The organism is Microbacterium sp. AC132 (assembly GCF_979258525.1).
In genome coordinates, this window is the sequence record NZ_OZ409862.1 from 2,956,962 (window position 1) to 2,982,228 (window position 25,267).

The 25,267-nt window shown below is 67.9% G+C and carries 20 protein-coding genes, 1 rRNA gene and 1 riboswitch; of the genes, 19 read left to right on the forward strand and 2 right to left on the reverse strand.

Annotation, left to right across the window (positions count from 1 at the left end; all coding sequences use genetic code 11):
• The first annotated feature begins 9 nt into the window (after positions 1–9).
• From ACZZZQ_RS14215 to argH, 14 genes are all read left to right on the forward strand, one after another.
• Positions 10–666: an amino acid ABC transporter permease gene (locus ACZZZQ_RS14215; RefSeq protein WP_053096897.1), complete on the forward strand. Its 657-nt coding sequence runs from the start codon at positions 10–12 to the stop codon at positions 664–666.
• Positions 663–1,604: an amino acid ABC transporter permease gene (locus ACZZZQ_RS14220; protein WP_053096895.1), complete on the forward strand. Its 942-nt coding sequence runs from the start codon at positions 663–665 to the stop codon at positions 1,602–1,604. The genes ACZZZQ_RS14215 and ACZZZQ_RS14220 overlap by 4 nt, the downstream gene beginning before the upstream one ends.
• A gap of 48 nt (positions 1,605–1,652) precedes the next feature.
• Complete coding sequence (pheS, locus tag ACZZZQ_RS14225; RefSeq protein WP_053096893.1) at positions 1,653–2,693, forward strand: phenylalanine--tRNA ligase subunit alpha; 1,041 nt, start codon at positions 1,653–1,655, stop codon at positions 2,691–2,693.
• The gene (pheT, locus tag ACZZZQ_RS14230) at positions 2,693–5,197 is read left to right on the forward strand and encodes a phenylalanine--tRNA ligase subunit beta (RefSeq protein ID WP_463507799.1); all 2,505 of its coding nucleotides are present in this window, start codon (positions 2,693–2,695) and stop codon (positions 5,195–5,197) included. The genes pheS and pheT overlap by 1 nt, the downstream gene beginning before the upstream one ends.
• 132 nt (positions 5,198–5,329) lie before the next feature.
• Complete coding sequence (locus tag ACZZZQ_RS14235; RefSeq protein ID WP_463507800.1) at positions 5,330–6,046, forward strand: DUF402 domain-containing protein; 717 nt, start codon at positions 5,330–5,332, stop codon at positions 6,044–6,046.
• A gap of 62 nt (positions 6,047–6,108) precedes the next feature.
• Positions 6,109–7,071, forward strand: a complete 963-nt coding sequence (locus ACZZZQ_RS14240; protein WP_463499876.1) for an NAD-dependent epimerase/dehydratase family protein — start codon at positions 6,109–6,111, stop codon at positions 7,069–7,071.
• Between the two features lie 21 nt (positions 7,072–7,092).
• A riboswitch (TPP riboswitch) is annotated at positions 7,093–7,186 on the forward strand.
• The gene (gene thiM, locus ACZZZQ_RS14245) at positions 7,177–8,025 is read left to right on the forward strand and encodes a hydroxyethylthiazole kinase (RefSeq protein WP_463499878.1); all 849 of its coding nucleotides are present in this window, start codon (positions 7,177–7,179) and stop codon (positions 8,023–8,025) included. It overlaps the preceding riboswitch by 10 nt.
• Positions 8,022–10,172: a bifunctional hydroxymethylpyrimidine kinase/phosphomethylpyrimidine kinase gene (locus ACZZZQ_RS14250; RefSeq protein ID WP_463507801.1), complete on the forward strand. Its 2,151-nt coding sequence runs from the start codon at positions 8,022–8,024 to the stop codon at positions 10,170–10,172. The genes thiM and ACZZZQ_RS14250 overlap by 4 nt, the downstream gene beginning before the upstream one ends.
• A 244-nt stretch (positions 10,173–10,416) precedes the next feature.
• Positions 10,417–11,469: an N-acetyl-gamma-glutamyl-phosphate reductase gene (gene argC, locus ACZZZQ_RS14255; protein ID WP_320489834.1), complete on the forward strand. Its 1,053-nt coding sequence runs from the start codon at positions 10,417–10,419 to the stop codon at positions 11,467–11,469.
• Entirely contained in the window at positions 11,466–12,623 is a 1,158-nt protein-coding gene (gene argJ, locus ACZZZQ_RS14260) for a bifunctional glutamate N-acetyltransferase/amino-acid acetyltransferase ArgJ (RefSeq protein ID WP_463499882.1), read from the forward strand. The genes argC and argJ overlap by 4 nt, the downstream gene beginning before the upstream one ends.
• On the forward strand, positions 12,620–13,537 hold the full coding sequence (gene argB, locus ACZZZQ_RS14265; RefSeq protein ID WP_053096875.1) for an acetylglutamate kinase: 918 nt from the start codon (positions 12,620–12,622) through the stop codon (positions 13,535–13,537). The genes argJ and argB overlap by 4 nt, the downstream gene beginning before the upstream one ends.
• A complete protein-coding gene (locus ACZZZQ_RS14270; RefSeq protein WP_431738877.1) occupies positions 13,534–14,745 on the forward strand; it encodes an acetylornithine transaminase in 1,212 nt (403 codons plus the stop codon). Before argB ends, ACZZZQ_RS14270 begins: the two co-directional genes overlap by 4 nt.
• On the forward strand, positions 14,742–15,671 hold the full coding sequence (argF, locus tag ACZZZQ_RS14275; protein ID WP_463507802.1) for an ornithine carbamoyltransferase: 930 nt from the start codon (positions 14,742–14,744) through the stop codon (positions 15,669–15,671). Before ACZZZQ_RS14270 ends, argF begins: the two co-directional genes overlap by 4 nt.
• The gene (argH, locus tag ACZZZQ_RS14280) at positions 15,671–17,101 is read left to right on the forward strand and encodes an argininosuccinate lyase (protein ID WP_463507803.1); all 1,431 of its coding nucleotides are present in this window, start codon (positions 15,671–15,673) and stop codon (positions 17,099–17,101) included. The genes argF and argH overlap by 1 nt, the downstream gene beginning before the upstream one ends.
• 50 nt (positions 17,102–17,151) lie before the next feature.
• Here argH and ACZZZQ_RS14285 read toward each other — a convergent pair whose 3' ends face one another.
• Entirely contained in the window at positions 17,152–17,751 is a 600-nt protein-coding gene (locus ACZZZQ_RS14285; RefSeq protein WP_463507804.1) for a DUF1349 domain-containing protein, read from the reverse strand.
• A gap of 59 nt (positions 17,752–17,810) precedes the next feature.
• Between ACZZZQ_RS14285 and ACZZZQ_RS14290 the strand changes: the two genes are divergently transcribed.
• From ACZZZQ_RS14290 to ACZZZQ_RS14305, 4 genes are all read left to right on the forward strand, one after another.
• On the forward strand, positions 17,811–18,455 hold the full coding sequence (locus ACZZZQ_RS14290; RefSeq protein ID WP_463507805.1) for a SatD family protein: 645 nt from the start codon (positions 17,811–17,813) through the stop codon (positions 18,453–18,455).
• Entirely contained in the window at positions 18,452–19,300 is an 849-nt protein-coding gene (locus ACZZZQ_RS14295; protein ID WP_463507806.1) for a hypothetical protein, read from the forward strand. Before ACZZZQ_RS14290 ends, ACZZZQ_RS14295 begins: the two co-directional genes overlap by 4 nt.
• Before the next feature lie 52 nt (positions 19,301–19,352).
• The gene (gene tyrS / locus ACZZZQ_RS14300) at positions 19,353–20,654 is read left to right on the forward strand and encodes a tyrosine--tRNA ligase (protein WP_082586687.1); all 1,302 of its coding nucleotides are present in this window, start codon (positions 19,353–19,355) and stop codon (positions 20,652–20,654) included.
• A gap of 94 nt (positions 20,655–20,748) precedes the next feature.
• Positions 20,749–21,546 carry a DUF4184 family protein gene (locus ACZZZQ_RS14305; RefSeq protein ID WP_400342143.1) on the forward strand — a complete coding sequence of 266 codons (798 nt, stop codon included), beginning with the start codon at positions 20,749–20,751 and terminating at the stop codon, positions 21,544–21,546.
• On the opposite strand, the gene ACZZZQ_RS14310 is transcribed toward ACZZZQ_RS14305, so the two are convergent.
• Positions 21,531–22,877, reverse strand: a complete 1,347-nt coding sequence (locus ACZZZQ_RS14310; RefSeq protein ID WP_463507807.1) for a CoA transferase — start codon at positions 22,875–22,877, stop codon at positions 21,531–21,533. The genes ACZZZQ_RS14305 and ACZZZQ_RS14310 overlap by 16 nt on opposite strands.
• Positions 22,878–23,468: 591 nt before the next feature.
• Here ACZZZQ_RS14310 and ACZZZQ_RS14315 point away from each other — a divergent pair.
• Positions 23,469–24,993 (forward strand): 16S ribosomal RNA (locus ACZZZQ_RS14315).
• Positions 24,994–25,267 lie beyond the last annotated feature (274 nt).

The window sequence follows — 25,267 nt, forward strand, 5'->3', positions numbered from 1 at the left end:
GAGGGTGGCGTGGACGTCATCTTCGGCAACCTCGACCTGTGGGGACAGGCGATCAGCAACACGCTGATCGTGTTCTTCGCGGGCGGGATCATCGCACTGATCCTGGGTCTGATCGTCGGGGCGATGCGTGTCTCCCCGGTGCCCATCGCCCGCGGCGTCGGCACGGTGTACGTGAACACTGTGCGCAACACCCCGCTCACCCTCGTGTTCTTCTTCTTCATCTTCGGGTACCCGCAACTCGGGTTGCCCGAACTGTCGAACCTCGTGCTCGGCATCCTCGCCATCGGCATCTACACGGCGACCTATGTGGCCGAGGTCCTGAGGGCGGGTATCAACACGGTGCCCGTCGGTCAGGCCGAGGCCGCGCGGGCCATCGGACTTCCCTTCGGACAGGTGATGGGTCTCGTGATCCTGCCACAGGCGTTCCGCTCGGTCGTCCCGCCGATGATGAGCGTCTTCATCGCGCTCCTGAAGAACACGACCGTCGCAGCCGGGTTCTCGGTCGCCGAGCTCGCGGCTCTCCGGTCGACCATCAACGATTCGGCCGACCGTCCGGGCAACCCGATGGAGGTCCTCCTCTGGGTCGCCGTCGTGTTCGTCGCCCTGGTGCTGCTGTTGAGCTGGCTGCAGCGATATCTCGAGAACCGTTGGAGGATCGCGCGATGAGCTCTGTACTGTACGACGTCCCCGGACCCCGGGCGATCGCCCGCAACCGGATCATCGCGGTCGCCACCGTCGTCCTCGTCCTGGCCGCCATCGGCTTCATCGTGCTCCGCATGGTGGAGACGGGCCAGTTCTCGGCGGAGAAGTGGTACGTGTTCACGTTCTCCAACGTGTGGATGGGTATCTTCAAGGCCCTGGGCAACACGCTCGCCGCCTTCGCGCTCGCCGCCGTCCTCAGCGTCGTCCTCGGCTTCGTGCTGGCCATCGGGCGGCTCTCCGAGCACGCGTGGGTGCGGATCCCCGTGACAGCCGTCACCGAGCTCTTCCGTGCCGTTCCGGTGCTGGTGTTCATGATGCTGCTCTACTACGGGCTCCCCGTGGTCGGAATCAAGATGGATCCCTACTGGGCCGTCGTGATCGCACTGATGGCCTACAACGGCTCCGTGCTCGCCGAGGTGCTGAGGGCCGGCATCGAGTCCCTGCCTCGGGGGCAGAAAGAAGCGGGCTACGCGATCGGACTCCGCAAGAGCGGCGTGATGCGTCTCATCCTCCTGCCGCAGGCGATCCGGGCGATGCTCCCGGTGATCGTCGCGCAGCTGGTCGTCACGATGAAGGACACCGCTCTGGGCTTCATCATCACGTACCCCGAGCTGCTGTACTACGCGAAGCAGCTGACGTCGCAGCAGGGTCGCCCGATCCTGCAGTCGGCCTTCGTCATCGGCGGCATCTACATCGTCATGTGCCTCATCCTGTCGGGCATCGCGAAGTGGGTCGAGATCCAGACCCGTCGCTCGCCGAAGGTGAAGGCGATCCACGCGGCAGAGGATCCCCGCCAGCACGGCGACGGCACCGACACCGAGCTCATCACCCTGCAGCGCGGGGGCAGCGGCTTCGGCGGCACCGGTGGTGTAGGCGGGCTGGACAGCTCCGATCCGAAGTGATGTCCACCGGCGCGGGGCGACCGCCTCGCGCCGGTAGACTCCTGTCTCGTGTCTGAGTCTCCCGAAATCACCCCGGAAGCGGTCGAAGCCGCCGTGGCGGCCGCGCTCGAAGCGATCGCCGCAGCCGCCGATACGACCGAACTGAAAGCCGCTCGCGCCGCGCACGTCGCCGACGGATCACCGCTCGCCGTCCTGAACGCCTCGATGCGTCAGGTCGCCCCCGAGAACAAGGCCGCCTTCGGCAAGCTCGTCGGCCAGGGCCGCGGTCAGGTCACCAAGGCCCTCGCCGCCAAGGAGGAGGAGCTCGCCGCCGCGGAGGTCGCTGAGCGCCTCGAGGCCGAGCGGCTGGACATCACGGCGATCCCCTCGCGCACACGCGTCGGCGCCCGGCATCCGCTGACCCTGCTGAGCGAGCAGATCTCCGACATCTTCGTGGGCATGGGCTGGGAGATCGCGGAAGGACCCGAGCTCGAGCACGAGTGGTTCAACTTCGACGCTCTGAACTTCGACGTCGACCACCCCGCCCGTCAGGAACAGGACACCTTCTACGTCGACCCGCCATCGCGCCATCTCGTCATGCGCACGCACACGAGCCCCGTGCAGGTGCGCTCGATGCTCGACCGCGAGGTGCCGATCTACGTGCTCTGCCCCGGCCGCGTGTACCGCACCGACGAGTTCGACGCGACGCACCTCCCCGTCTTCACCCAGTTCGAAGGACTCGTCGTCGACAAGGGGATCTCGATGGCGCATCTCAAGGGAACGCTCGACCATGTCGCGCGTCAGCTCTTCGGCCCCGAGGCCAAGACGCGCTTCCGCACGAACTTCTTCCCCTTCACCGAGCCGTCGGCCGAGCTCGACCTCTGGCACCCCACCTTCAAGGGCGGCGCCCGTTGGATCGAGTGGGGCGGCTGCGGCATGATCAACCCGAACGTGCTCCGTGCGGCGGGGATCGATCCCGACGTCTACAGCGGCTTCGCGTTCGGAATGGGCGTCGAGCGGGGACTCATGTTCCGCAGCGATGTGCAGGACATGCGGGACATGGCAGAGGGCGATGTCCGTTTCAGCGAGCAGTACGGGATGGTGGTGTGATGCGCGTCCCGCTTTCGTGGCTGCGTGAGTACGTCGATCTGGCAGCGGATACGACACCGGAGGATGTCCTCGCAGCGCTCGTGACCGTCGGATTCGAGGAGGAGGACGTCCACCGCTTCGAGATCTCGGGTCCCGTCGTCGTCGGACAGGTCGTCTCGCTCGAGGCCGAGCCGCAGTCCAACGGCAAGACGATCAACTGGTGCCAGGTCGATGTCGGTGAGGCGAACGGCGGAATCCGCGGAATCGTCTGTGGCGCGCACAACTTCGTCGCGGGTGACAAGGTCGTCGTGACGCTTCCCGGTGCAGTGCTGCCGGGGCCGTTTCCGATCGCCGCCCGCAAGACCTACGGGCACGTGTCCGACGGCATGATCGCCTCTGCGCGTGAGCTGGGGCTCGGCGACGAGCACAACGGCATCCTCGTCCTCGCGGACCTCGGTATCGATGCACCCGTCGGCACAGACGCCATCAGCCTGCTCGGACTCGACGATGTCGCGGTCGAGATCAACGTCACGCCCGACCGCGGGTACGCGTTCTCGCTGCGCGGTGTCGCCCGCGAGTACTCCCACGCGACCGGAGCACCGTTCCGCGACCCGGCCGAGCGCGACTTCACCGAGCTCCAGCCGGGCGCCGGTCACACGGCGATCGTCGACGATGCAGCCCCCGTACGCGGCCGCGTCGGCGCGAGCGAGTTCGTCACCCGCGTCGTCCGCGACGTCGACCCGTCGCGCCCCACTCCGCCGTGGATGATCGCGCGGCTGTCGCTCGCCGGCATGCGCTCGCTCGGCATCCTGATCGACATCACCAACTACGTGATGCTCGAATTGGGGCAGCCGCTGCACGGATACGACCTCGACAGGCTCTCCGGCGGCATCACCGTGCGTCGTGCGACGGCCGGTGAGACGATGACGACCCTCGACGGCCAGGAGCGGAAGCTCCACGTCGAGGACCTCCTGATCACCGACGAGTCGGGTCCCATCGGTCTCGCCGGCGTCATGGGCGGCGGCACGACCGAGATGAGCGACACGACGCACAACGTGCTGATCGAGGCCGCGACCTTCGACCCTGTGACGATCGCCCGCACCGCACGCCGTCACAAGCTGCCCAGCGAGGCATCCAAGCGGTTCGAGCGCGGTGTCGACCCGCTCGTGCCGTTCGTGGCAGCCCGCCGTGCAGCCGACCTGATGGTCGAGTTCGCCGGTGGCACGCTCACCGACGAGGGCGGCGCTCTGTTCGCCGAGGTCTTCGTCGCGGACATCGACCTCCCGCGCGGATTCGTGCAGGGGCTCATCGGCGTCGACTACTCCGACGACGAGATCGTCGGCGCGCTCACCACCATCGGCGCAGAGGTCTCCGGGTCGGATGCCGGGTGGACCGTGATCCCGCCGACCTGGCGTCCCGACCTCACCGACAAGTGGTCTCTCGCCGAAGAGGTCGCTCGCATCCACGGTCTCGACCGCATCCCGTCCGTGCTGCCGACGCCGCCGTCCGGACGCGGGCTCACCGCACACCAGCAGGGTCGTCGCCGCGTCGCCGACGCGCTGGCGGCTGCCGGTCTCGTCGAGACGCCCTCGTTCCCCTTCACGACGGAGGCGGAGAACGACCTGCACGGCTCGGCGTCGGGAGAGCATCTGCCCAGCATCCGGCTCGCGAACCCGCTCGACGGCTCCGCTCCGTTCCTGCGTCGATCGCTGATCCCCGGGCTTCTGCAGACCGCGCACCGCAACATCTCGCGCGGCCTCACGGACCTCGCGCTGTTCGAGACCGGAGTCGTGTTCCTGCCCGAGCCGGGTGTCGAGTACGGCACGGACGAGGTGCCGCCGCTCGGCGAGCGTCCGTCGGACGACACGCTCGCCGAACTGAACGCGTCGATCCCACCGCAGCACCGTCATGTCGCGGCGCTGTTCACGGGCAACGTCGTGACCAAGCAGCCGGGACGCGCCGCGGAGCCCTACGGGCTCTCCGAGGCGCTCGACGCCGCCAGAGTCATCGCGGCTGCAGCCGGAGTCGACCTCGATGTCGAGCAGGGGCAGCGCGCGGCGCTGCACCCCGGACGCGCCGGCGTGCTCTCCGTCGGCGACGTCGAGATCGGCTACGTCGGCGAACTCCACCCCCAGGTCGCCGCCGGAGCAGACCTTCCCGGTCGTGCCACCGTGCTCGAGCTCGACCTCGACGAGGTCATCGCGCTCGGCGGGAACCGTGCGGTCGCCGCCTCGCTGTCGACGTTCCCCGCTGCGACACAGGACGTGTCGCTGGTGGTCGGCGCTGATGTGCCGGCGGGCGACGTGCGCGCTGCGCTCACCGAGGGCGCCGGTGCGCTTCTCGAGTCGATCCGCCTCGTCGACGACTACCGGGGGGACGGCGTCGCGGATGGTCAGAAGAGTCTCACCTTCGCGCTGCGCTTCCGCGCGGACGACCGCACGCTCACCGCAGCCGAGGCGACAGAGGCGAAGCTCGCGGGTGTCGCTGTCGCAGCTGAGCGCTTCGACGCGACCCTGCGCGACTGAAGCTCCGCCTGAACCGACCCGCACGTGGACCGCACTCGAACGGTGCGGTCCGCGTGCGCGTGTGCTCTCGGGATGCTGCCGACGCCGCCGAGCCGACCTGAGCGCGGTGGACCTGCGAGGTACCGTGTCGGGATGAGCATCCTGCCCCACAGCACTCCCGCGGCGGTTCCCGATGGTGTCCGACCGATGGGTGAAGCGCCGTTCCTCGAACCCGGCGACCAGATCTCCTGGCACTACCGCAAGCCCGGCTGGCAGCCCGGCGATGCGTCGACCATCACGCCCATGCGGGTGGTCCGCGACGATGAACGCGGTCTGGTGGCATGGCTCGCTCCGGGCACGCTCCAGGAGGGGCAGGGCACTCTGGCGGGCGAGCGCATCCGGACCGTTCCGCTCGAGCGTCGGTGGCTCGATCCGCGTACCCGGATCGTGGAGGAGTGGTGGGGCAACGGCATCCTCCGCATCGCTCCGGCCGGTGCGGCGTGGTCGGTGTGGCTGTTCTGGAGCGATGTGAGCGGTCCCGAGTGGGAGTTCGCCGGGTGGTACGTGAATCTCGAGAACGCGCATCTGCGCACCGACCGCGACACGCATTCATCGGATCACATCCTCGACGTGGAGATCCAGGCGGACGGTCAGGTGCACCTCAAGGACGAGGACGAGGTGATCGCGGCCGTCGAGCAGGGACGTCTCACCTCTGAGCAGGCCGCGCAGATCGAACGACACGCGGACGCGGCGATCGAGTCCTTCCATCACGGTGACTGGCCGTTCGACGCCGAATGGCGCGACTGGCGCCCGGATCCCTCGTGGACGGTCCCGGAACTGTCCGGCCTGTCGGATCTTCGCACGAGCTGACCGGCATCCGCCCTGAGCGGAAGACCCTTCCCCTCGCGCGGCGAAGATGGTGGCATGGGGTCATGACGGATGTTCTGATCCTCGGCGGCACCGGCTGGCTGTCCGGCCTCATCGCCAGACGGCTGCTCCTGAGCGGGGCGACGGTGATGTGCCTGGCGCGCGGAGGACGACCGTCTCCGGAGGGCGCGAGCCTGGTGCTGGCCGATCGTGACACCAGGGACGCCTATGATGCGGTGTCCGGTCGGGAGTGGGATCACGTGATCGACGTCTCGTCGAACGCGGCCCACGTCTCCGCTGCGGTCGCGGCACTCGGTGAGCGAGCGGGCCGCTGGACGTATGTCTCGTCGATGTCGGCATACTCCGACGAGGAGACGGTCGGTGCAGACGAGTCGGCGACGCTGCATCCGCCGGCTGAGAGGGGAGACGACGAGTACGGCCGGCAGAAGGTGGCCGCCGAGGACGCCGTGCGTGCACTCGGCGACCGCACCCTGATCGTGCGCCCGGGATTGATCGTCGGGGCGGACGACCCGAGCGATCGTTTCGGGTATTGGGCTGCCGCTTTTCTGCGTGCCGAGGACGGCCCGGTTCTGCTTCCGCCTGTCGAGGAGCGCGACGTGCAGGTGATCGACGTCGACGACCTGTCCGAGTTCGTCGCCATCACGAGGGCCACCGGCGTGATCAACACGATCGGCGATCGGCATCGGCTGGTCGAGGTCCTCGACGCCGTGCGCAGACGTGCGGGGCACCGGGGAGACACGGTCGCGGCATCTGACGCCTGGCTCGTCGAGCACGGTGTGGCGTATTGGGCGGGGGAGCGGTCGCTGCCGCTGTGGCTGCCGAGCGAGATGACCGGATTCATGACCAGGTCGAACGCCCGCTACCGCGCGGCAGGAGGTCGGCTTCGTCCGCTCGACGAGACGATCGCCGCCGTGGTCGATGGCGAGCAGGCGCGCGGCGTCGATCGGGACCGGCGGGCAGGGCTCACTCGCGCCGACGAACTCGCGCTGTTGCAGCTGATCGACTGATCGGGGCCTCGCTAGACTGCGATCAGTGACACGGGGTGCCGCATCCGCGGCTGAGAACAGACCCGTCGAACCTGATCTAGTTCGTACTAGCGAAGGGATGTCGCGTTGAGCGATCGTCTGCGTCCTGATTCCGAATCGACCTTGGCCACCTCGGCGGCTGAGCTCCTGACAGGGCTGCGCGACAGCCCACCCTTGACCCATTGCATCACCAACAGCGTCGTCACGGGCTTCACCGCGAACGTGCTGCTCGCCCTCGGCGCGGCGCCGGCGATGGTCGACATCGTCGGTGAGGCGGGGATGTTCGCCGGGGTGGCCTCCGGGGTGCTGATCAACCTCGGTACGCCGACTCCGGAGCAGCGTGCGGCGAGCCGTGAAGCCGCCGCAGGAGCCCTCGCCGCAGGTACTCCGTGGGTGCTGGATCCCGTCGCGATCGGCGCGCTGCCGGTGCGCACGGCACTCGCGCACGAGCTGGCCGACGCACGCCCCACGGCGATCAGGGGGAACGCCTCGGAGATCCTCGCCCTCGCGGGGCTCAGCGCTGGAGGGCGCGGCGTCGATGCGACGGACACGACCGATGCCGCGGCCGAAGCGGCACTCGCACTCGCTTCGCGGCACGGCGCGGTGGTCGCGGTGTCGGGACCGGTCGACCTGGTGACGGACGGAGCACGATTGCTCCGCATCGCGAACGGTCATGAACTGCTCACCCGTATCACCGGCGGCGGATGCGCGCTGGGCGCCGTCATGGCGGCGTTCCTCGGTGCGGCGCGCTCGACCGCTGCGGATCCGCTCACCGCCGTCTCGGCGGCGAGCCTCGTGTACACGATCGCCGCCGAGCGCGCCGCGGCGCGGGCCCCGGGCCCCGGCAGCTTCGCCGTCGCACTGCTCGACGCGCTCGCCGCCGTGCAGCCGGAGGACCTCGCCGTCGCCGCGCGTGTGCAGGAGCACGCGCTGTGATCGCGGACCTCTCCCTCTACCTCGTCACGGATCCCACCCTCTGCGGCGCGCGGGGCGTCGCGGAGACGGTGCGACTCGCCGTCGACGGGGGCGTGCGCATCGTCCAGCTGCGCGACAAGGAGGCGACGGATGCCGAGACCGCCGATCAGTTGATCGAGCTCTCTCGGGTGATCGACGGCCGTGCACTGCTCGTGGTGAACGACCGCGTCGAGGCGGCGCTGATCGCTCGCGCCAGGGGAGCGCGGGTCGACGGCGTGCACCTCGGCCAGGGCGACGTGTCGGTGCTGCGGGCACGCGAGCGGCTGGGACCCGAGGCGATCATCGGGTTGACGGCGAACACGTCGGAGCATCTCGACGCCGTGGCCGCGCTGCCGGCGGGAACGGTCGACTATCTCGGCGTCGGCGTGATCCGTCCCACCGCCACCAAGCCGGATCACCCGCCGGCCCTGGGAATCGACGGCTTCGGTGCGCTCGCCGCGAGGACCGCACTGCCATGCGTCGCCATCGGCGGCGTGGGAATCGACGACATCGAGCGCCTTCGGGATGCGGGTGCGGCGGGGCTCGCCGTCGTCTCCGCCATCTGGGCCGCCGTCGATCCGACGAGGACTGCCCGGGCATTCCTCAGCCGATGGAGGGCTTCGGGCACACCTCGCGTGCTCAGCATCGCGGGGAGCGACCCGTCGGGCGGGGCGGGGATCCAGGCCGATCTCAAGTCGATCGCCGCGAACGGGGGCTATGGCATGGCGGCTGTCACGGCGCTCACGGCGCAGAACACCAGGGGAGTCCGAGCGGTGCACGTGCCTCCTGCCGAGTTCCTCCGGCAGCAGCTCGATGCCATCTCGGACGACATCGTCATCGACGCGGTGAAGATCGGGATGCTGGCGAACGCGGAGGTGATCGCCACCGTCGCCGCCTGGCTCGACGCCGTCCGTCCGCCGATCGTCGTGCTCGACCCGGTCATGGTCGCGACCAGCGGTGATCGCCTGCTCGATGAGGATGCCGAGCGCGCACTCCGCGGGCTCCTCGAGCGCGCTCATGTCGTGACGCCCAACCTCGCCGAGCTCGCCGCGCTCTCCGATCGTCCGATCACGGGGTGGGACGACGCGCTCGAGGCCGGGGCCGAGCTCTCCGCCCGCATCGGCGGGGCGGTGCTCGTCAAGGGAGGGCACCTCGACGGCGACGACGTTCCGGACGCGTTGATCGATGTCGCCGGAGGCGTCAGACACGGCTATCCCGGGTCGCGCATCATCACACACAACACGCACGGCACCGGATGCTCCCTGTCGTCGGCCCTCGCCACCCGCCTCGCCGGAGGGGAGTCCCCTGTCGACGCGGTGAAATCGGCGAGGACCTGGCTGCGGGAATCCCTGAGGCAGAGCGATGCGCTCGACATCGGGAGCGGTCACGGACCGGTGAACCACTTCGGCGGCCTCTGGCGACGAGGGGGACTCGAGGCCGCACCCGAGCGTGCCGACCTCCGCGATCGGTGGTGGGACCGGATCGCGCACGTGCGGGCCGACATCGACGAGCTGTCCTTCATCCGCGCTCTGGCCGACGGGACTCTCGACCGCGAGCGGTTCCTCTTCTACCTCCGACAGGATGCGCTGTATCTCCGGGAGTACGCCCGAGTGCTCGCAGCGGCCGCGCGGATCGCGCCCACACCGCACGAGCAGGCGTTCTGGGCTCAGTCGGCGCAGGGGGCGATCACCGGAGAGCTCGAGCTCCATGCATCGTGGCTGGCGCCGGGCGCGGGGGTGGAAGCGGCGACCTTCGCCGTCGATCCGGCGCCTGCGACCGTCGCGTACCTCGACCACCTGCGCTCGGTGGCCTTCGGCGGGGACTACGCCGAGCTCATCGCGGCCGTGCTGCCGTGCTTCTGGCTGTACACCGATCTCGGAACCCGCCTGCACGCGGGGGAGTTCGACGCGTACGCCCGAGACCCGCAGCATCCCTATGCATCGTGGCTCGCGACGTATGCCGATCCCGCGTTCGAGAAGGCGACGGAGCAGGCGATCGACCATGTGATGCATGCGGCGACGGAGTCGGATGCCGCGGGGCGGCGACGGATGCTCCGCGCCTTCGAGGTCTCCAGCGCGCACGAACTCGCCTTCTTCGCGGCGCCGGCACTCCACGCGTCCGGCGGATGACGGACCCGATTTGCGCATGCCGCGACGAGCGCGCTATCGTCGCGGCATGCCTTCGGCCGCCACCGCTCCTCTGACGCTCGTTCCGAGCGTCATCGCCGTGCGCCGACGCCGCAGCGGCCGCCGACTCTAGGCGACCCTGCGCTTCTGCCTGCGTACACACGGCGGTCGAGTGCCGGTGTCGCCGCCCCGGTTCCCGACACTGCACCCCGCGTTCGCCGAGGGGTCCGACCGTTAAGGTAGAAGAATGACGTACTCCGTCGCCGTCTCCGGCGCATCCGGCTACGCGGGCGGCGAGATCCTGCGCCTCCTCGCGTCTCATCCCGACATCGAGATCCGCACGGTGACGGCGCACTCGAACGCCGGTCAGCCGCTCGTGCAGCATCAGCCGCACCTGCGGTCGCTCGCACACCTCACCCTGCAGGACACCACGCCCGAGACGCTCGCCGGGCACGACATCGTGTTCCTCGCTCTGCCGCACGGGCAGTCCGGGCAGTACACCGACGCGCTCGGCGACACCCCGCTCGTGATCGACGCGGGAGCGGACCACCGACTGACGTCGCAGGATTCCTGGGACGCGTTCTACGGCGGCGACTTCCACGAACCGTGGGCCTACGGCGTTCCCGAGCTGCTCGTCGGCGGTGTCAAGCAGCGCGAGACGCTGCGCGAGGCGACGCGCATCGCCGCTCCCGGCTGCAACGCCTCGACCGTGAGCCTGAGCCTGGCCCCCGGGGTCGCCGCAGGGGTGATCGACGCGGGGGACATCGTCTCGGTTCTCGCCGTCGGCCCGTCCGGAGCGGGGAAGAGCCTCAAGACCAACCTGCTCGCCGGCGAGATCCTCGGCACCGCCAATCCCTACGCGGTCGGGGGCACGCACCGGCACATCCCGGAGATACGCCAGGCGCTCGCCGCGGCATCCGGTTCCCCAGCCGACGGCATCCGCATCTCGTTCACGCCTGTGCTGGTTCCGATGTCGCGGGGCATCCTCGCCACCTCGACCGCGCCGATCGTCGGCGATGTCAGCGATGCGGAGATCCGCGCCGCCTGGGAGGACGCCTACGGCGACGAGACCTTCGTGCAGCTGCTACCCGCCGGTCAGTTCCCGCGCACGGCCGATGTCCTCGGTGCGAACACCGCCCTGATCGGTCTCGCGATCGATCGCGCGGCCAACCGCGTGACGGTGGTCACCGCGGTCGACAACCTCGTCAAGGGCACCGCCGGCGCTGCCGTCCAATCCATGAACCTCGCGCTGGGGCTGCCCGAGTCCCGCGCCCTCTCAGTGAACGGAGTCGCGCCGTGAGCGTCACCGCCCCCGCAGGATTCGAAGCGGCCGGAGTCGCCGCAGGTCTCAAATCGACCGGAAAGCCCGATGTCGCCGTCGTGGTCAATCGCGGCCCGCGCAAGGTCGGTGCGGCTGTGTTCACCAGCAACCGCGCCAAGGCGAACCCCATCATCTGGTCGCAGCAGGCCGTCGCCGATCGCGTGGTCGAGGCCGTCGTGCTGAACTCCGGAGGCGCGAACTGCTTCACCGGCAGCTTCGGCTTCCAGACGACGCACCAGACCGCAGAGAAGGCGGCCGAGCTGCTCGGCGTCGGCGCCGGCGACGTGCTCGTGTGCTCGACCGGCCTCATCGGAGTCGGTGACGAGGTGTTCCGGGGCAAGGTCCTCTCGGGCACCGAACAGGCGATCGCCGAGCTGTCGACAGACGGCGGCGAGGTCGCGGCCGAGGCCATCATGACCACCGACAGCGTGTCGAAGACCGCCGTGGTCAGCCGAGACGGCTGGACCATCGGCGGCATGGCCAAGGGAGCGGGCATGCTCGCTCCCGGGCTCGCCACCATGCTCGTCGTCATCACGACGGATGCCGTGCTCGAGCCTCTCGAGGCGGATGCCGCGCTGCGATTCGCCACCGGCACGACGTTCGACCGCCTCGATTCGGACGGATGCATGTCGACCAACGATCAGGTCACACTGCTCGCGAACGGCGCTTCCGAGGTGGTGCCCGACCTCAAGGACTTCTCCGCCGCGCTGGCAGAGCTGTGCCAGGAGCTCGCGGTCAAGCTGCAGGGCGACGCCGAGGGGGCCAGCCACGACATCACCATCGAGGTGCAGCACGCCGCGACCGAGGCGGAGGCGGTCGAGGTCGGCCGCTCCGTCGCGCGCAACAATCTCTTCAAGGCCGCCATCTTCGGCAACGACCCCAACTGGGGGCGGGTGCTCGCAGCGATCGGCACCACGAACGCCCAGTTCGACCCGTACGACGTCGACGTCTGGATGAACGGCGTCCGGGTGTGCAGCGAGGGCGGCCCCGACCGTCCGCGCGAGGAGGTCGACCTCACTCCGCGTGCCACGCATCTCGTGATCGATCTCAAGGTCGGCGATGCCACCGCGACGATCCTCACGAACGACCTCACCCACGATTACGTGCACGAGAACAGCGCCTACGCCTCATGACCGACATTCAGGACACCACCCCGGACGTCGCCGCCGTGAAGGCCGCGACGCTCATCGAGTCGCTCCCGTGGCTGAAGAAGTTCCGCGACCAGATCGTCGTCGTCAAGTACGGCGGCAATGCGATGGTCTCCGACGAGCTGCAGGAGGCGTTCGCACAGGACATCGCGTACCTGCGCTACGTCGGCGTGCTGCCGGTCGTCGTGCACGGCGGCGGACCGCAGATCTCCGACATGCTCCAGCGACTCGAGATCCCGAGCGAGTTCAAGGGCGGCTACCGGGTCACCAACACCGAGGCGATCAGCGTCGTGCGCATGGTCCTCACCGGCCAGGTGAACCCGCAGCTCGTCTCGAAGATCAACTCGCACGGTCCGATCGCCACCGGGCTGAGCGGGGAGGACGCCGGCCTGTTCGGCGGTCGTCGTCGCGGTGTCGTGATCGACGGCGAGGAGATCGACCTCGGACGCGTCGGCGACGTCGTGGAGGTCGACCCGACGCCCGTGCTCGATCACCTCGCGGCGGGACGCGTGCCCGTCGTCTCGAGCATCGCGCCCGACCTCGATCACCCCGGCCAGTCGCTCAACGTGAACGCGGATGCCGCGGCGGCCGCCCTCGCCGTGGCGCTCAACGCTCGCAAGCTCGTCATCCTCACCGACGTGCCGGGGCTCTATGCCGACTGGCCCAACCGCGACTCGCTCGTGTCGCACCTCACCTCGGAGGCTCTCATCGAGATGCTGCCGACACTCGAATCCGGCATGATCCCGAAGATGAAGGCCTGCCTGGATGCGATCGAAGGCGGCGTTGATGCCGCCGCGATCATCGACGGACGCGTGCCGCACTCGGTGCTCGTCGAACTCTTCACCAGCAAGGGAATCGGAACTGAAGTGGTCTTGGGAAGCGCAGGGATGAACGCATGAGCAACTGGCAGGATGACGCCGCGAGCGATCTGGTCCTCAACGCGGGCCCGCGCCTGGCGATGCTGACACGAGGAGAGGGGTCCTACCTCTGGGACTCCGAGGGCAAGCGCCACCTCGACTTCCTCGCCGGCATCGCGGTGACCTCGCTCGGTCACGCGCACCCGGTGTTCGTCGAGGCCGTCTCGAGACAGGCCGCGACTCTCGCGCACGTGTCGAACTACTTCGCGACGCCCTGGCAGCTCGCGCTCGCCGCACGGCTGAAGCGCCTTGCGGGCGCCGGGATCGACGGCCGCGTGTTCTTCTCGAACTCCGGCGCCGAGGCGAACGAAGCGGCATTCAAGCTCGCCCGACTCCACGGGGGAACGGACAAGCCGCGCATCCTCGCACTCGAGAACGGATTCCACGGGCGCACCATGGGGTCACTCGCGCTGACGGCCAAGGCCGCGATGCGCGCGCCGTTCGAGCCGATGCCCGGGGGAGTGGAGCACATCCCGGCGACCGTCGAGGCTCTGGAAGCCGCGATGGACGACCGGGTCGCCGCCGTCATCGTGGAGCCGATCCAGGGCGAGGCCGGCGTGGTCGAGCTTCCGGACGGCTATCTGCAGGCCGCCCGTTCGCTCACGCTGAAGCACGGGGCGCTGCTGATCGTCGACGAGATCCAGACGGGTGCCGGACGCACGGGGGCCTGGTTCGGCTTCAGCCACGAGGGCATCACTCCCGACGCGATCACGCTCGCGAAGGGCATCGGCGGAGGCTTCCCGATCGGCGCTCTCGTCACCTACGGTGCGGCGAGCTCGCTCTTCACGCCGGGTTCGCACGGATCGACGTTCGGCGGCAACCCGCTGGCCACCGCCGTCGCCGACGCCGTGCTCACCGAGATCGAGAACGCCGGACTCGTCGAGAACGCTGCGCGTCGCGGCGAGGAGATCCGACAGATCATCGCGGACATCGACTCGCCCCTCGTCACGGGAGTGCGTGGCCGCGGGCTCCTCATCGGAGTGGCACTCGGCGCCCCCGTCGCGAACGACGTGGTCGCCGCTGCTCAGGAGCGCGGCCTCATCGTGAACGCCGCCAACCCCGAGACGGTGCGCATCGCCCCGGCTCTCACGATCGGAGACGCTGAACTCGCCGAGTTCCGCAAGCTCTTCGCCGATTCGCTCGCTGACGTACAGACATCCCTCGCCGAATCCGGAAAGGCCCTCGCATGACCCGCCACCTGCTGCGTGACGACGATCTGACCCCCGCCGAGCAGGCGGAGATCCTCGATCTCGCCATCGAGCTGAAGAAGGACCGCTGGGCGAACAAGGCTCTCGCCGGTCCCCAGACGGTCGCGGTGATCTTCGACAAGTCGTCCACCCGCACCCGCGTCTCCTTCGCGGTGGGCATCGCCGACCTCGGCGGCACGCCGCTGATCATCTCGACCGCGAGCAGCCAGCTCGGCGGCAAGGAGACGCCGTCCGACACCGCGCGGGTTCTCGAGCGCCAGGTCGCGGCGATCGTCTGGCGCACCTATGCGCAGGCGGGGCTCGAGGAGATGGCCGCCGGCACCACGGTGCCAGTCGTCAACGCCCTCTCCGACGACTTCCACCCGTGCCAGCTCCTCGCCGACCTGCTCACGATCCGAGAGCACAAGGGCGAGCTGAAGGGGCTGACCCTGACGTTCTTCGGCGACGGGCAGAGCAACATGGCGCACTCCTACGCACTGGCCGGTGTCACTGCCGGCATGCATGTGCGCATCGCGTCACCTGCGGAGTACGCCCCGCGCGCCGACGTCGTCGAGGCTGCGGACCGCCGGGCTGCGGAGACCGGCGGCTCGATCACGCTGTTCACGGATGCGATCGAGGCTGCGGCCGGCGCCGACGTCGTGGTCACCGACACCTGGGTGTCGATGGGCAAGGAGGAGGAGAAGCTCGCGCGCATCCGCGATCTCGGCGGCTACAAGGTGACCCCCGAGACGATGGAGATCGCCGATTCCGAGGCCATCTTCATCCACTGCCTTCCCGCCGACCGCGGCTACGAGGTGGACTCCGCGGTCATCGACGGACCGCAGAGCGTCGTCTGGGATGAGGCCGAGAACCGTCTCCACGCGCAGAAGGCCCTGCTCGTCTGGCTGCTCGGCAAGAAGGACGCGTGATGGTCGACTCGAAGAACGAAGGCACGAACGAAGGCGCACTGTGGGGCGCCCGCTTCGCGAGCGGGCCGTCGCCCGAGCTCGTCGAGCTCAGCAGATCGACGCATTTCGACTGGATCCTCGCCCCGTACGACATCGCGGGCTCGCATGCGCACGCGACGGCGCTCGCGGCTGCCGGCTACCTCGAACCTGCTGAGGCGGCCAGGATGCATGCGGGGCTCGATGCCGTGGCGCGCAAGGTAGCCGACGGCACGCTGCAGCCCGTCCCCTCCGATGAGGACGTGCACGGTGCGCTCGAGCAGGCGCTGATCGCCGAGCTCGGTCCCGAACTGGGCGGACGCCTGCGCGCCGGACGCAGCCGCAACGATCAGATCGCCACTCTCGTGCGCATGTACCTGATCGATCACGCTCGAGTGATCGCGCGCGACATCCTCCGTGTCATCGACGCGCTCGTCGCGCAGGCCGAGGCCCACCCCGACGCGATCCTCCCCGGCCGCACGCATCTGCAGCACGCGCAGCCGGTGCTCCTCGCGCACCACCTCCAGGCCCATGGCTGGCCGCTCGTGCGCGAGCTCGAGCGTCTCGTCGACTGGCGTCGTCGCGCAGGCGTCTCGCCGTATGGCGGGGGAGCGCTCGCGGGCTCGACCCTCGGACTCGATCCTGCGCTGGTCGCATCGGAACTCGGACTCGATCGACCGGCGGAGAACTCGCTCGACGGCACCGCGGCACGCGACGTCGTCGCCGAGTTCGCCTTCATCGCGGCGATGACGGGTGTCGACATCTCGCGTCTGAGCGAGGAGATCATCCTCTGGAACACACGTGAGTTCGGCTTCGTCACGCTGCACGACGGGTACTCGACGGGGTCGAGCATCATGCCGCAGAAGAAGAACCCCGACATCGCGGAGCTCGCTCGCGGAAAGTCGGGGCGCCTGATCGGCAATCTGTCGGGGCTCATGGCGACGCTCAAGGGCCTCCCGTTGGCCTATAACCGCGACCTGCAGGAGGACAAGGAGCCGGTCTTCGATTCGGTCCAGACCCTCGAGGTCGTGCTTCCCGCGTTCGCCGGCATGATCGCGACGCTGCGCTTCGACACCGAGCGGATGGCGGCCCTCGCCCCCCAGGGATTCTCGCTCGCGACCGATGTCGCCGAGTGGCTCGTGAAGCGCCGGGTGCCGTTCCGCGACGCGCACGAGATCTCCGGCGCGCTCGTGCGGGCCTGCGAAGAACAGGGGATCGGTCTCGAGGACGCTTCCGACGAGCTGCTGCTCTCGGTCTCTCCGCATCTGGTCCCCGAGGTGCGTGAGGTTCTCACGATCGAGGGTTCCGTGGCATCGCGCACCGGAGCAGGGGGAACGGCTCCCGTCCGAGTCGCCGAGCAGCGTGCCGAGCTCGTCGCCAGAGCCCAGGCTGCGGCGCACGCCCTGGGCCTGTAGTCGGTTGTGCACCGCCGGTCGACGCGATGTGCGGCGACCGGCGGGGCTCCTCAGTGCAGCGCGACGTCGGCGGTCGACCTCGTCCACCGGGTGAAGCGCACGACGAGTCCCGCGCGCGTCGGACCGGCGAGGAACGGGCCGGCGGATGCAGCGGCGTCGCCGGTGAACGGAGCGACGCGAACCAGTCGCCAGTCCTCGTCGTCCGCGCGTGCGCGCACGATCACCGCGTCCGGCCACCGGCTCACGCGGACGGTGATCTCTCGGCCGTGCCAGTCGTCGACGTATCCGACGGACCAGTCGGAGCGGATGTCGGTGACGACGGCGCCGAGTCCGAGGTGCTCGTCGGCGTACTCGATGCCCGCTTTGATCCAGTGCTCGTCGTCGATGCGCACGAAGACTCCTGCCTGGTCGAACTGGCCGTCCCATGGCGCGCGGAATGAGACGTCCATCGCCTCGCCCACGGCCAGGGGAGCCAGCAGCGCGTGCTCGGTGTCGTGGACGAATCCGTACGCCGTGTGTCGCCAGGCGTCGCTGCCTTCCGCGGCGGTCACGTCCAGGTGCTCGACCCCGTCGGCGGAGATCGTGGTGAGTGCGGCGGGCGGGTGGGTCCAGGAACCTTCGTCCCACCGGATGATGTCTGATTCAGGCATGTTCCGAGCATATAACCTAATAGGGCATAAACAACAGTTATTCGTGATACGGTTATCACATGGTCATCGCCGTACTCGCCGACATCGTGGGATCGCGCAAGCTCGACGATCGCACGGCGGCGCAGCGCGTGCTCGATGACACGATCGCTCGGGTGGAGGCCGACCTGCCTCTGGCACATCACCCGCTCACCCCCACGGTGGGGGATGAGCAGCAGGGTGTCTATCTTCGGCTCGAAGACGCTCTGGTGTCGCTTCTCATGATCCAGCTCGCTCTTCCCGACGGCATCGCCTTCCGTTTCGGTATCGGGATCGGCGAGGTGCGCACCGTCGACTCCGTCCACGGCGAGCTCGCCGACGGGCCGGGGTGGTATGCGGCGCGCGCGGCGATCGAGACCGTCCACGCGAGAGAGGCACGCACCGTGCCGCGCACCCGGATCTGGATTGTCGGAGCCCCGGGGCAGGATGAGGTCATGGAGAGCGTGATCGCAGCATCGAACGCCTACCTCCTCGTCCGCGACGAGCTGGTCGGCGCCATGAACGAGCGCGAGCGCCGCCTCACCTACGGACGGGTGGTCGGCAGATCGCAGCACGACCTCGCCGCCGAAGAGGGCATCTCGCAGCCCAGCGTCTCGAAGTCGTTGCGCAACGCCGGCAGCGCCGCACTCATCGAAGGTGCGGTCGCGCTGAGGGGAGCGAGCGCATGATCGTCGCCGGATTCATCCTGCTCGCGGTCGGATCCGCCGATCTCGTCCGCCAGTTCGCTCCGCATCGATGGGCCGGGTACCTGACGGTGGCCGTGATGTTCCTGCTGCTCGGCAGCGTGAGCGACGCGCTGCTGCCCATGCTCGCAGGGCTCGTGGTCGGAGCGCTCTGGGTCTGGTGCATGCCGTCGGAGCGCCGCGCACCGCTCGGGTTCTGGCCCGCGGTGCTGCTCGGTCTCGTGAGCATCGGATCGGTCGTATGGCTGAGGGCGCGCACTGATGCCGGCCTGATCGGCACCGTGTGGAACCTCCGTTCACCGTTCGGCGACGTCCCGTTCGATCTTGCGATCCTGACGCTCGGCACCGGGGTCTTCCTCCTGGAGTCGGCGAACCTCGTGGTGCGCGCAGCGCTCGACGGTGAGCACACCTGGCGACCGGCTGAACTGCGTCGATCGGCGATGCGCGACGAGGTCGACGCGGAACCTGCGGCGCCCGAGGCCACCACGCCCGGCGACGCGATCGGCGGCAGGGAGTCGACCGACGCCACGATGGCGGACAAGCCGGGCCGACCGGATGAAGCCACGGCTCTGCGCGACCCGCGCGCGGGATTCAAGGGCGGTCGACTGATCGGCCCGCTCGAGCGCATCCTGGTGATGCTGCTCACCCTGGCTGCGGCGTATCCGATCCTCGCCGCGATGCTGGCGGCGAAGGGGATCGTGCGCTTCCCTGAGATCTCCCGCGACGGTGAGACAGGTGCCAGGGCCGAGTACTTCCTCGTCGGCAGTCTCGTCAGCTGGGTCATCGGGTTGGGCGCGGCGTTCCTCGTGTGGTGGGCGGCGCACACCTGATCCACGGCGGCCCGGCGATTCACCGACCCTCACCGCTGATAGCCTGGGGCGCGTGTCGAATTCCGCTCTGACGACCGCCCCGCCGGCGATCGACCCCACGTTCGAGAACGTGTGGGACGAACTGCTGTGGCGCGGCCTCGTCCACGTGTCCACTGACCAGGAGGCGCTGCGCGCCCTTCTCGCCGGGGACCCGATCACGTATTACTGCGGCTTCGATCCGACTGCTCCCAGCCTGCATCTGGGCAACCTGGTGCAGCTGCTGACGTTGCGTCGCATCCAGCTCGCCGGCCACAAGCCGCTCGGTCTCGTCGGCGGCTCCACCGGTCTGATCGGCGACCCGCGCCCCACGGCCGAGCGCACGCTCAACACTCGCGAGACCGTCGAGGAGTGGGTGGGACGCCTGCGGACGCAGGTCGAGCGCTACCTGAGCTTCGAGGGCGAGAACGCCGCCCGCATCGTCAACAATCTCGATTGGACGGCGCCGCTGTCGGCGATCGACTTCCTGCGGGAGATCGGCAAGCACTACCGCGTCGGGACCATGCTCAAGAAGGATGCGGTCGCCGCGCGACTGAACTCCGACGAGGGCATCAGCTACACGGAGTTCAGCTACCAGATCCTGCAGGGGATGGACTTCCTCGAGCTCTACCGTCAGTACGACTGCGTCCTGCAGACCGGCGGCTCCGACCAATGGGGGAACCTGACCAGCGGCACCGACCTCATCCGTCGTGCCGAGGGTGCGTCGGCGCACGCGATCGGCACACCGCTGATCACGAACAGCGACGGGACCAAGTTCGGCAAGAGCGAGGGGAACGCCATCTGGCTCGACCCCGAGATGTGCAGTCCGTACCGGATGTACCAGTTCTGGCTGAGCACCGCGGATGCCGACGTGATCGGCAGGCTGAAGGTCTTCACCTTCCTCACCCGCGCCGAGATCGAGGAGTACGAGGCGCTGGTCGAGTCCGAGCCCTTCCGTCGCGCCGCACAGAAGCGTCTCGCGCTCGAGGTCGTCGCCACCGTGCACGGCATCGATGCGGCCGCTGCGGTGATCGCGGCATCCGAGGCCCTGTTCGGACAGGGCGACCTGACTGCCCTCGACGCGTCGACCTTGCGCACGGCGCTCGAAGAGCTGCCGAACGCGACGGTCGATTCCGGGTCATCGGTGGTCGATGCGCTCGTCGCCACGGGATTGGTCTCCAGCTCGTCCGAAGCGCGACGCGCGATCAGCCAGGGCGGAGTGTCGCTCGACGGATCGCGTGTCGAAGACGATGCAGCCACCGTCAAGGGATCTCTGCCCGGTGGGGTTTCTGTGCTCCGCCGCGGCAAGAAGACCCTCGCAGGTGTCTTCCTCGCGTGAACATCCGACCCTGATCGCCTGACGGCGGTCGTCTGAGAGTCCTCGGACGGCCGCCGTCACGCTTCCACCGTTCACACTCGACAGGAGCCTGCCGATGCCGTTCACGCCGAGTCATGCAGTGGTCGCCCTCCCGTTCATTCGCACGCCGCTCGTGCCCGCTGCGATCGCGATCGGCGCCATGACGCCCGACCTTCCGCTGTTCATCCGCGGGGTCGGCCTGCCGTACTCGTTCACCCACTCATTCGGCAACGTCGTGTGGACCGCGCTGGTCGCTTTCGTGCTGTTCCTGCTGTGGCGCGTCGTGCTGCGCCCGGCCGTCGGTGAGCTCTCTCCGCTCTGGCTGGCTCGCCGGGTTCCTGTCGACTGGTCGCAGTCCGGCGTCGACGCGGCCCGAGCCGCCGTCGGCGTCGGTGCTCGAGATCGGCTGTACCCGGCGATGCTCGCGGCATCGCTGGTGCTGGGAGTGCTGTCGCACATCGTCTGGGATCTCTTCACGCACGAGGGGCGTTGGGGCGTCGATGTGCTTCCCGCGCTCGACGATGTGTGGGGGCCGTTCATCGGATACAAGTGGCTGCAGTACGGCTCGAGCGTGATCGGCCTGCTCGTGATCGGTATCTGGGGGATTCTCCGGGTGAACCGCGCTGTTCCCCGCGAACGAGTGGATCGCGTGCTGCCGTCGGGCGTCCGAATCGCCTGGTGGCTGTCACTTCCCGTGGTGCTGATCACGGCGTGGGCCCTCGGCTACGCCGGCTACGGGCCGTTCACCGAGGAGTTCACCTACCAGCATCTGGCCTACCGGATGCTGCCGCCGGCGTGCGCCCTGTGGGGTGTGCTCACTCTCGTGCTCTGTCTGTCGCTGCCGGTGTTCCGACGCATTCACCAGCGCGGCTGATCGGATCCCCAGCGATGGGGGGCGGCGAGCTCGAGGCCGGGAAGCGCCGATCGCGCCGTGGTGATCGTCTGCCCTGCGACGTCGAACGTCGCGGTGTGGGCGGCGAGGTCCAGTACCCGTTCCCGCTCCGACCCCGATACCGATCGCGATCCCGAGGACCGTGGCATTCCGAGAAGCTCGGCGGCCACTCGACGCAGCGACGTGCGCACCACCCAGCCACCACCTTCTCGACGGCGCCGCTCGAGCAGCGAGATGATCGAGGCTGCGAGCAGGTACCCGGCACTGTGATCGAGGGCCTGCGCGGGGAGGACCCCCGGGCGGTCGCCGTCCGGCGTCTCGATCATGGCGATCCCGGACTCCGCTTGCACCAGACTGTCGAACCCTGCGCGAGAGGGGTGGTCGTCGCCCCACGCACTGAGCTCCGCGATCACCAGACTCGGGTGCCGCTCGATCAGGGCGGATGCGGAGAGGCCGAGTCGCGCGAGGGCTGCCGGTCGGTACCCGAGGACGACGACGTCAGCCTCGGCGAGCAGCTGGTCGAAACGCTCGGTTCCGGCGTCGAGCAGCGTCGATCGCTTCCCGTGACCGGTGTCGAAGTGCTGCCACTCGGGCTCGGGCAGCTGCGGGGGATCGACGCGCAGCACGTCTGCTCCCAGCAGTGCGAGCGTGCGGGTGCAGACGGGACCGGCGATCACCCGGGTGAGATCGAGCACGCGGGTGCCGGTGAGTGGTGCACGACGATCGTCGCCGTCTCGCCGGCGCGGCTCCTCGCCGCTCGGGGAGGGCATCCGATCGACCTGGAGCAGGGGAGCGGACCGCAGCTGAGCGTCGTGGATGGGGTTCTCCGGCAGCACGGGCACGGCGAGTCCGCCCGCATCGACGATCCGATCGACAGCGTCGGCGGCCGACTGAGTCAGGATGGCCGCTCGGACGTCTTCGCCCGCTGCGTCGATTCCGAGCCCGAGACCGGTCAGAAGGCGCATCGCGTGGTGGGGGTAGTTGCCATGGGTGCGGATCCACCCGTCGGACGCCCGGAAGAATCCCGAGTACGGGGACCAGACATCGGGGGCGCGTCCGTCGACGGTGAGCACCCGATCGCTCCGGTACGTGACGGCGATGCGATCGGGGTCGGGGAGGGAGTCGACGCCGGCCGCCAGACACACGGCCCGAACGCTCGCCCAGGCCAGATCCGCCGTCGCGAGGCGCGACTCGAGAGGCACGGCGTGAACGAAGGGGGCGCCGGAATCGACCTCCACCGGCGCGAGCCCGAGGGCGGACCACACGCGGTCCAACAGAGCAGCGGAGGGGGCGCGATTCGGCAGCTGGGTCACGCTGCGATCGTACTCGTGGCGGCGATCTCGGCGGAATACCAGCGCTGGACTGGGAAAAGTGTTGCCACCTGGTGCGGCGACACGCCCGGGGGTGGTGGCCCGATTTGCCAGAACCCCAGAACCCACGTAACTTATTACTTGTTCGCCCCACAGGGAAGCGGAGGAGCCGAGAGCTTCACCCCCTCAAGCGGAGAACCACCTCCCGATCCACTCACTTGTGAGAACAGACGCCTGCGTCTAGGATGGGAGATCCACCCCATCTGCGGCTGTCAAGAGCTGCGCAGCGGATCTAAGATCCGCGCGGCGCGCTGATTTGACAAGCGGGACGGGATGGCTAAGATAGAGAAGTTGCCCTTCGGGCCTGGTTGTGATGACTGGGTCGTGGGAGCATCCGATCCTTGAGAACTCAACAGCGTGCACTTGTCAAATGCCAAATAACCTCGATTCAGCTTCGGCTGGATGAGATTCCTTTGGATCAAAGACCAACCTCCTTGTGGGGTTGGCAACGGATAAAGTCAGCAATGATTTGTCTCTTTGGTCAGCATCAAACTCGCTGCGTCACCGTTTTCCCGGTGTCGTATGCATTTCTTTTTTACGGAGAGTTTGATCCTGGCTCAGGATGAACGCTGGCGGCGTGCTTAACACATGCAAGTCGAACGGTGAACACGGAGCTTGCTCTGTGGGATCAGTGGCGAACGGGTGAGTAACACGTGAGCAACCTGCCCCTGACTCTGGGATAAGCGCTGGAAACGGCGTCTAATACTGGATACGAGTAGCGACCGCATGGTCAGTTACTGGAAAGATTTATTGGTTGGGGATGGGCTCGCGGCCTATCAGCTTGTTGGTGAGGTAATGGCTCACCAAGGCGTCGACGGGTAGCCGGCCTGAGAGGGTGACCGGCCACACTGGGACTGAGACACGGCCCAGACTCCTACGGGAGGCAGCAGTGGGGAATATTGCACAATGGGCGCAAGCCTGATGCAGCAACGCCGCGTGAGGGATGACGGCCTTCGGGTTGTAAACCTCTTTTAGCAGGGAAGAAGCGAAAGTGACGGTACCTGCAGAAAAAGCGCCGGCTAACTACGTGCCAGCAGCCGCGGTAATACGTAGGGCGCAAGCGTTATCCGGAATTATTGGGCGTAAAGAGCTCGTAGGCGGTTTGTCGCGTCTGCTGTGAAATCCGGAGGCTCAACCTCCGGCCTGCAGTGGGTACGGGCAGACTAGAGTGCGGTAGGGGAGATTGGAATTCCTGGTGTAGCGGTGGAATGCGCAGATATCAGGAGGAACACCGATGGCGAAGGCAGATCTCTGGGCCGTAACTGACGCTGAGGAGCGAAAGGGTGGGGAGCAAACAGGCTTAGATACCCTGGTAGTCCACCCCGTAAACGTTGGGAACTAGTTGTGGGGTCCATTCCACGGATTCCGTGACGCAGCTAACGCATTAAGTTCCCCGCCTGGGGAGTACGGCCGCAAGGCTAAAACTCAAAGGAATTGACGGGGACCCGCACAAGCGGCGGAGCATGCGGATTAATTCGATGCAACGCGAAGAACCTTACCAAGGCTTGACATATACGAGAACGGGCCAGAAATGGTCAACTCTTTGGACACTCGTAAACAGGTGGTGCATGGTTGTCGTCAGCTCGTGTCGTGAGATGTTGGGTTAAGTCCCGCAACGAGCGCAACCCTCGTTCTATGTTGCCAGCACGTAATGGTGGGAACTCATGGGATACTGCCGGGGTCAACTCGGAGGAAGGTGGGGATGACGTCAAATCATCATGCCCCTTATGTCTTGGGCTTCACGCATGCTACAATGGCCGGTACAAAGGGCTGCAATACCGCGAGGTGGAGCGAATCCCAAAAAGCCGGTCCCAGTTCGGATTGAGGTCTGCAACTCGACCTCATGAAGTCGGAGTCGCTAGTAATCGCAGATCAGCAACGCTGCGGTGAATACGTTCCCGGGTCTTGTACACACCGCCCGTCAAGTCATGAAAGTCGGTAACACCTGAAGCCGGTGGCCTAACCCTTGTGGAGGGAGCCGTCGAAGGTGGGATCGGTAATTAGGACTAAGTCGTAACAAGGTAGCCGTACCGGAAGGTGCGGCTGGATCACCTCCTTTCTAAGGAGCATCTGACTCTTCGGAGTCCAGAACCCAGATCGAAGACGTTCGTTCTTCGCTGGGAGCTCATGGGTGGAACATTTGACATGGTGCGAAGGAAGAAGCTCTCGCTTAGTACACCGCTTGCGGTGGGAACGGGGAGGGTTTCGGATGTCGCACTTGCACGCTGTTGGGTCCTGAGGGACCGGATGCGATCTTCGGATCGTTTCTGTACCTCTGGGCCTCTTGTTGTTTCCCCTGTGGGGGTGGCGAGAAGGGGTACCGCCCGTACTTT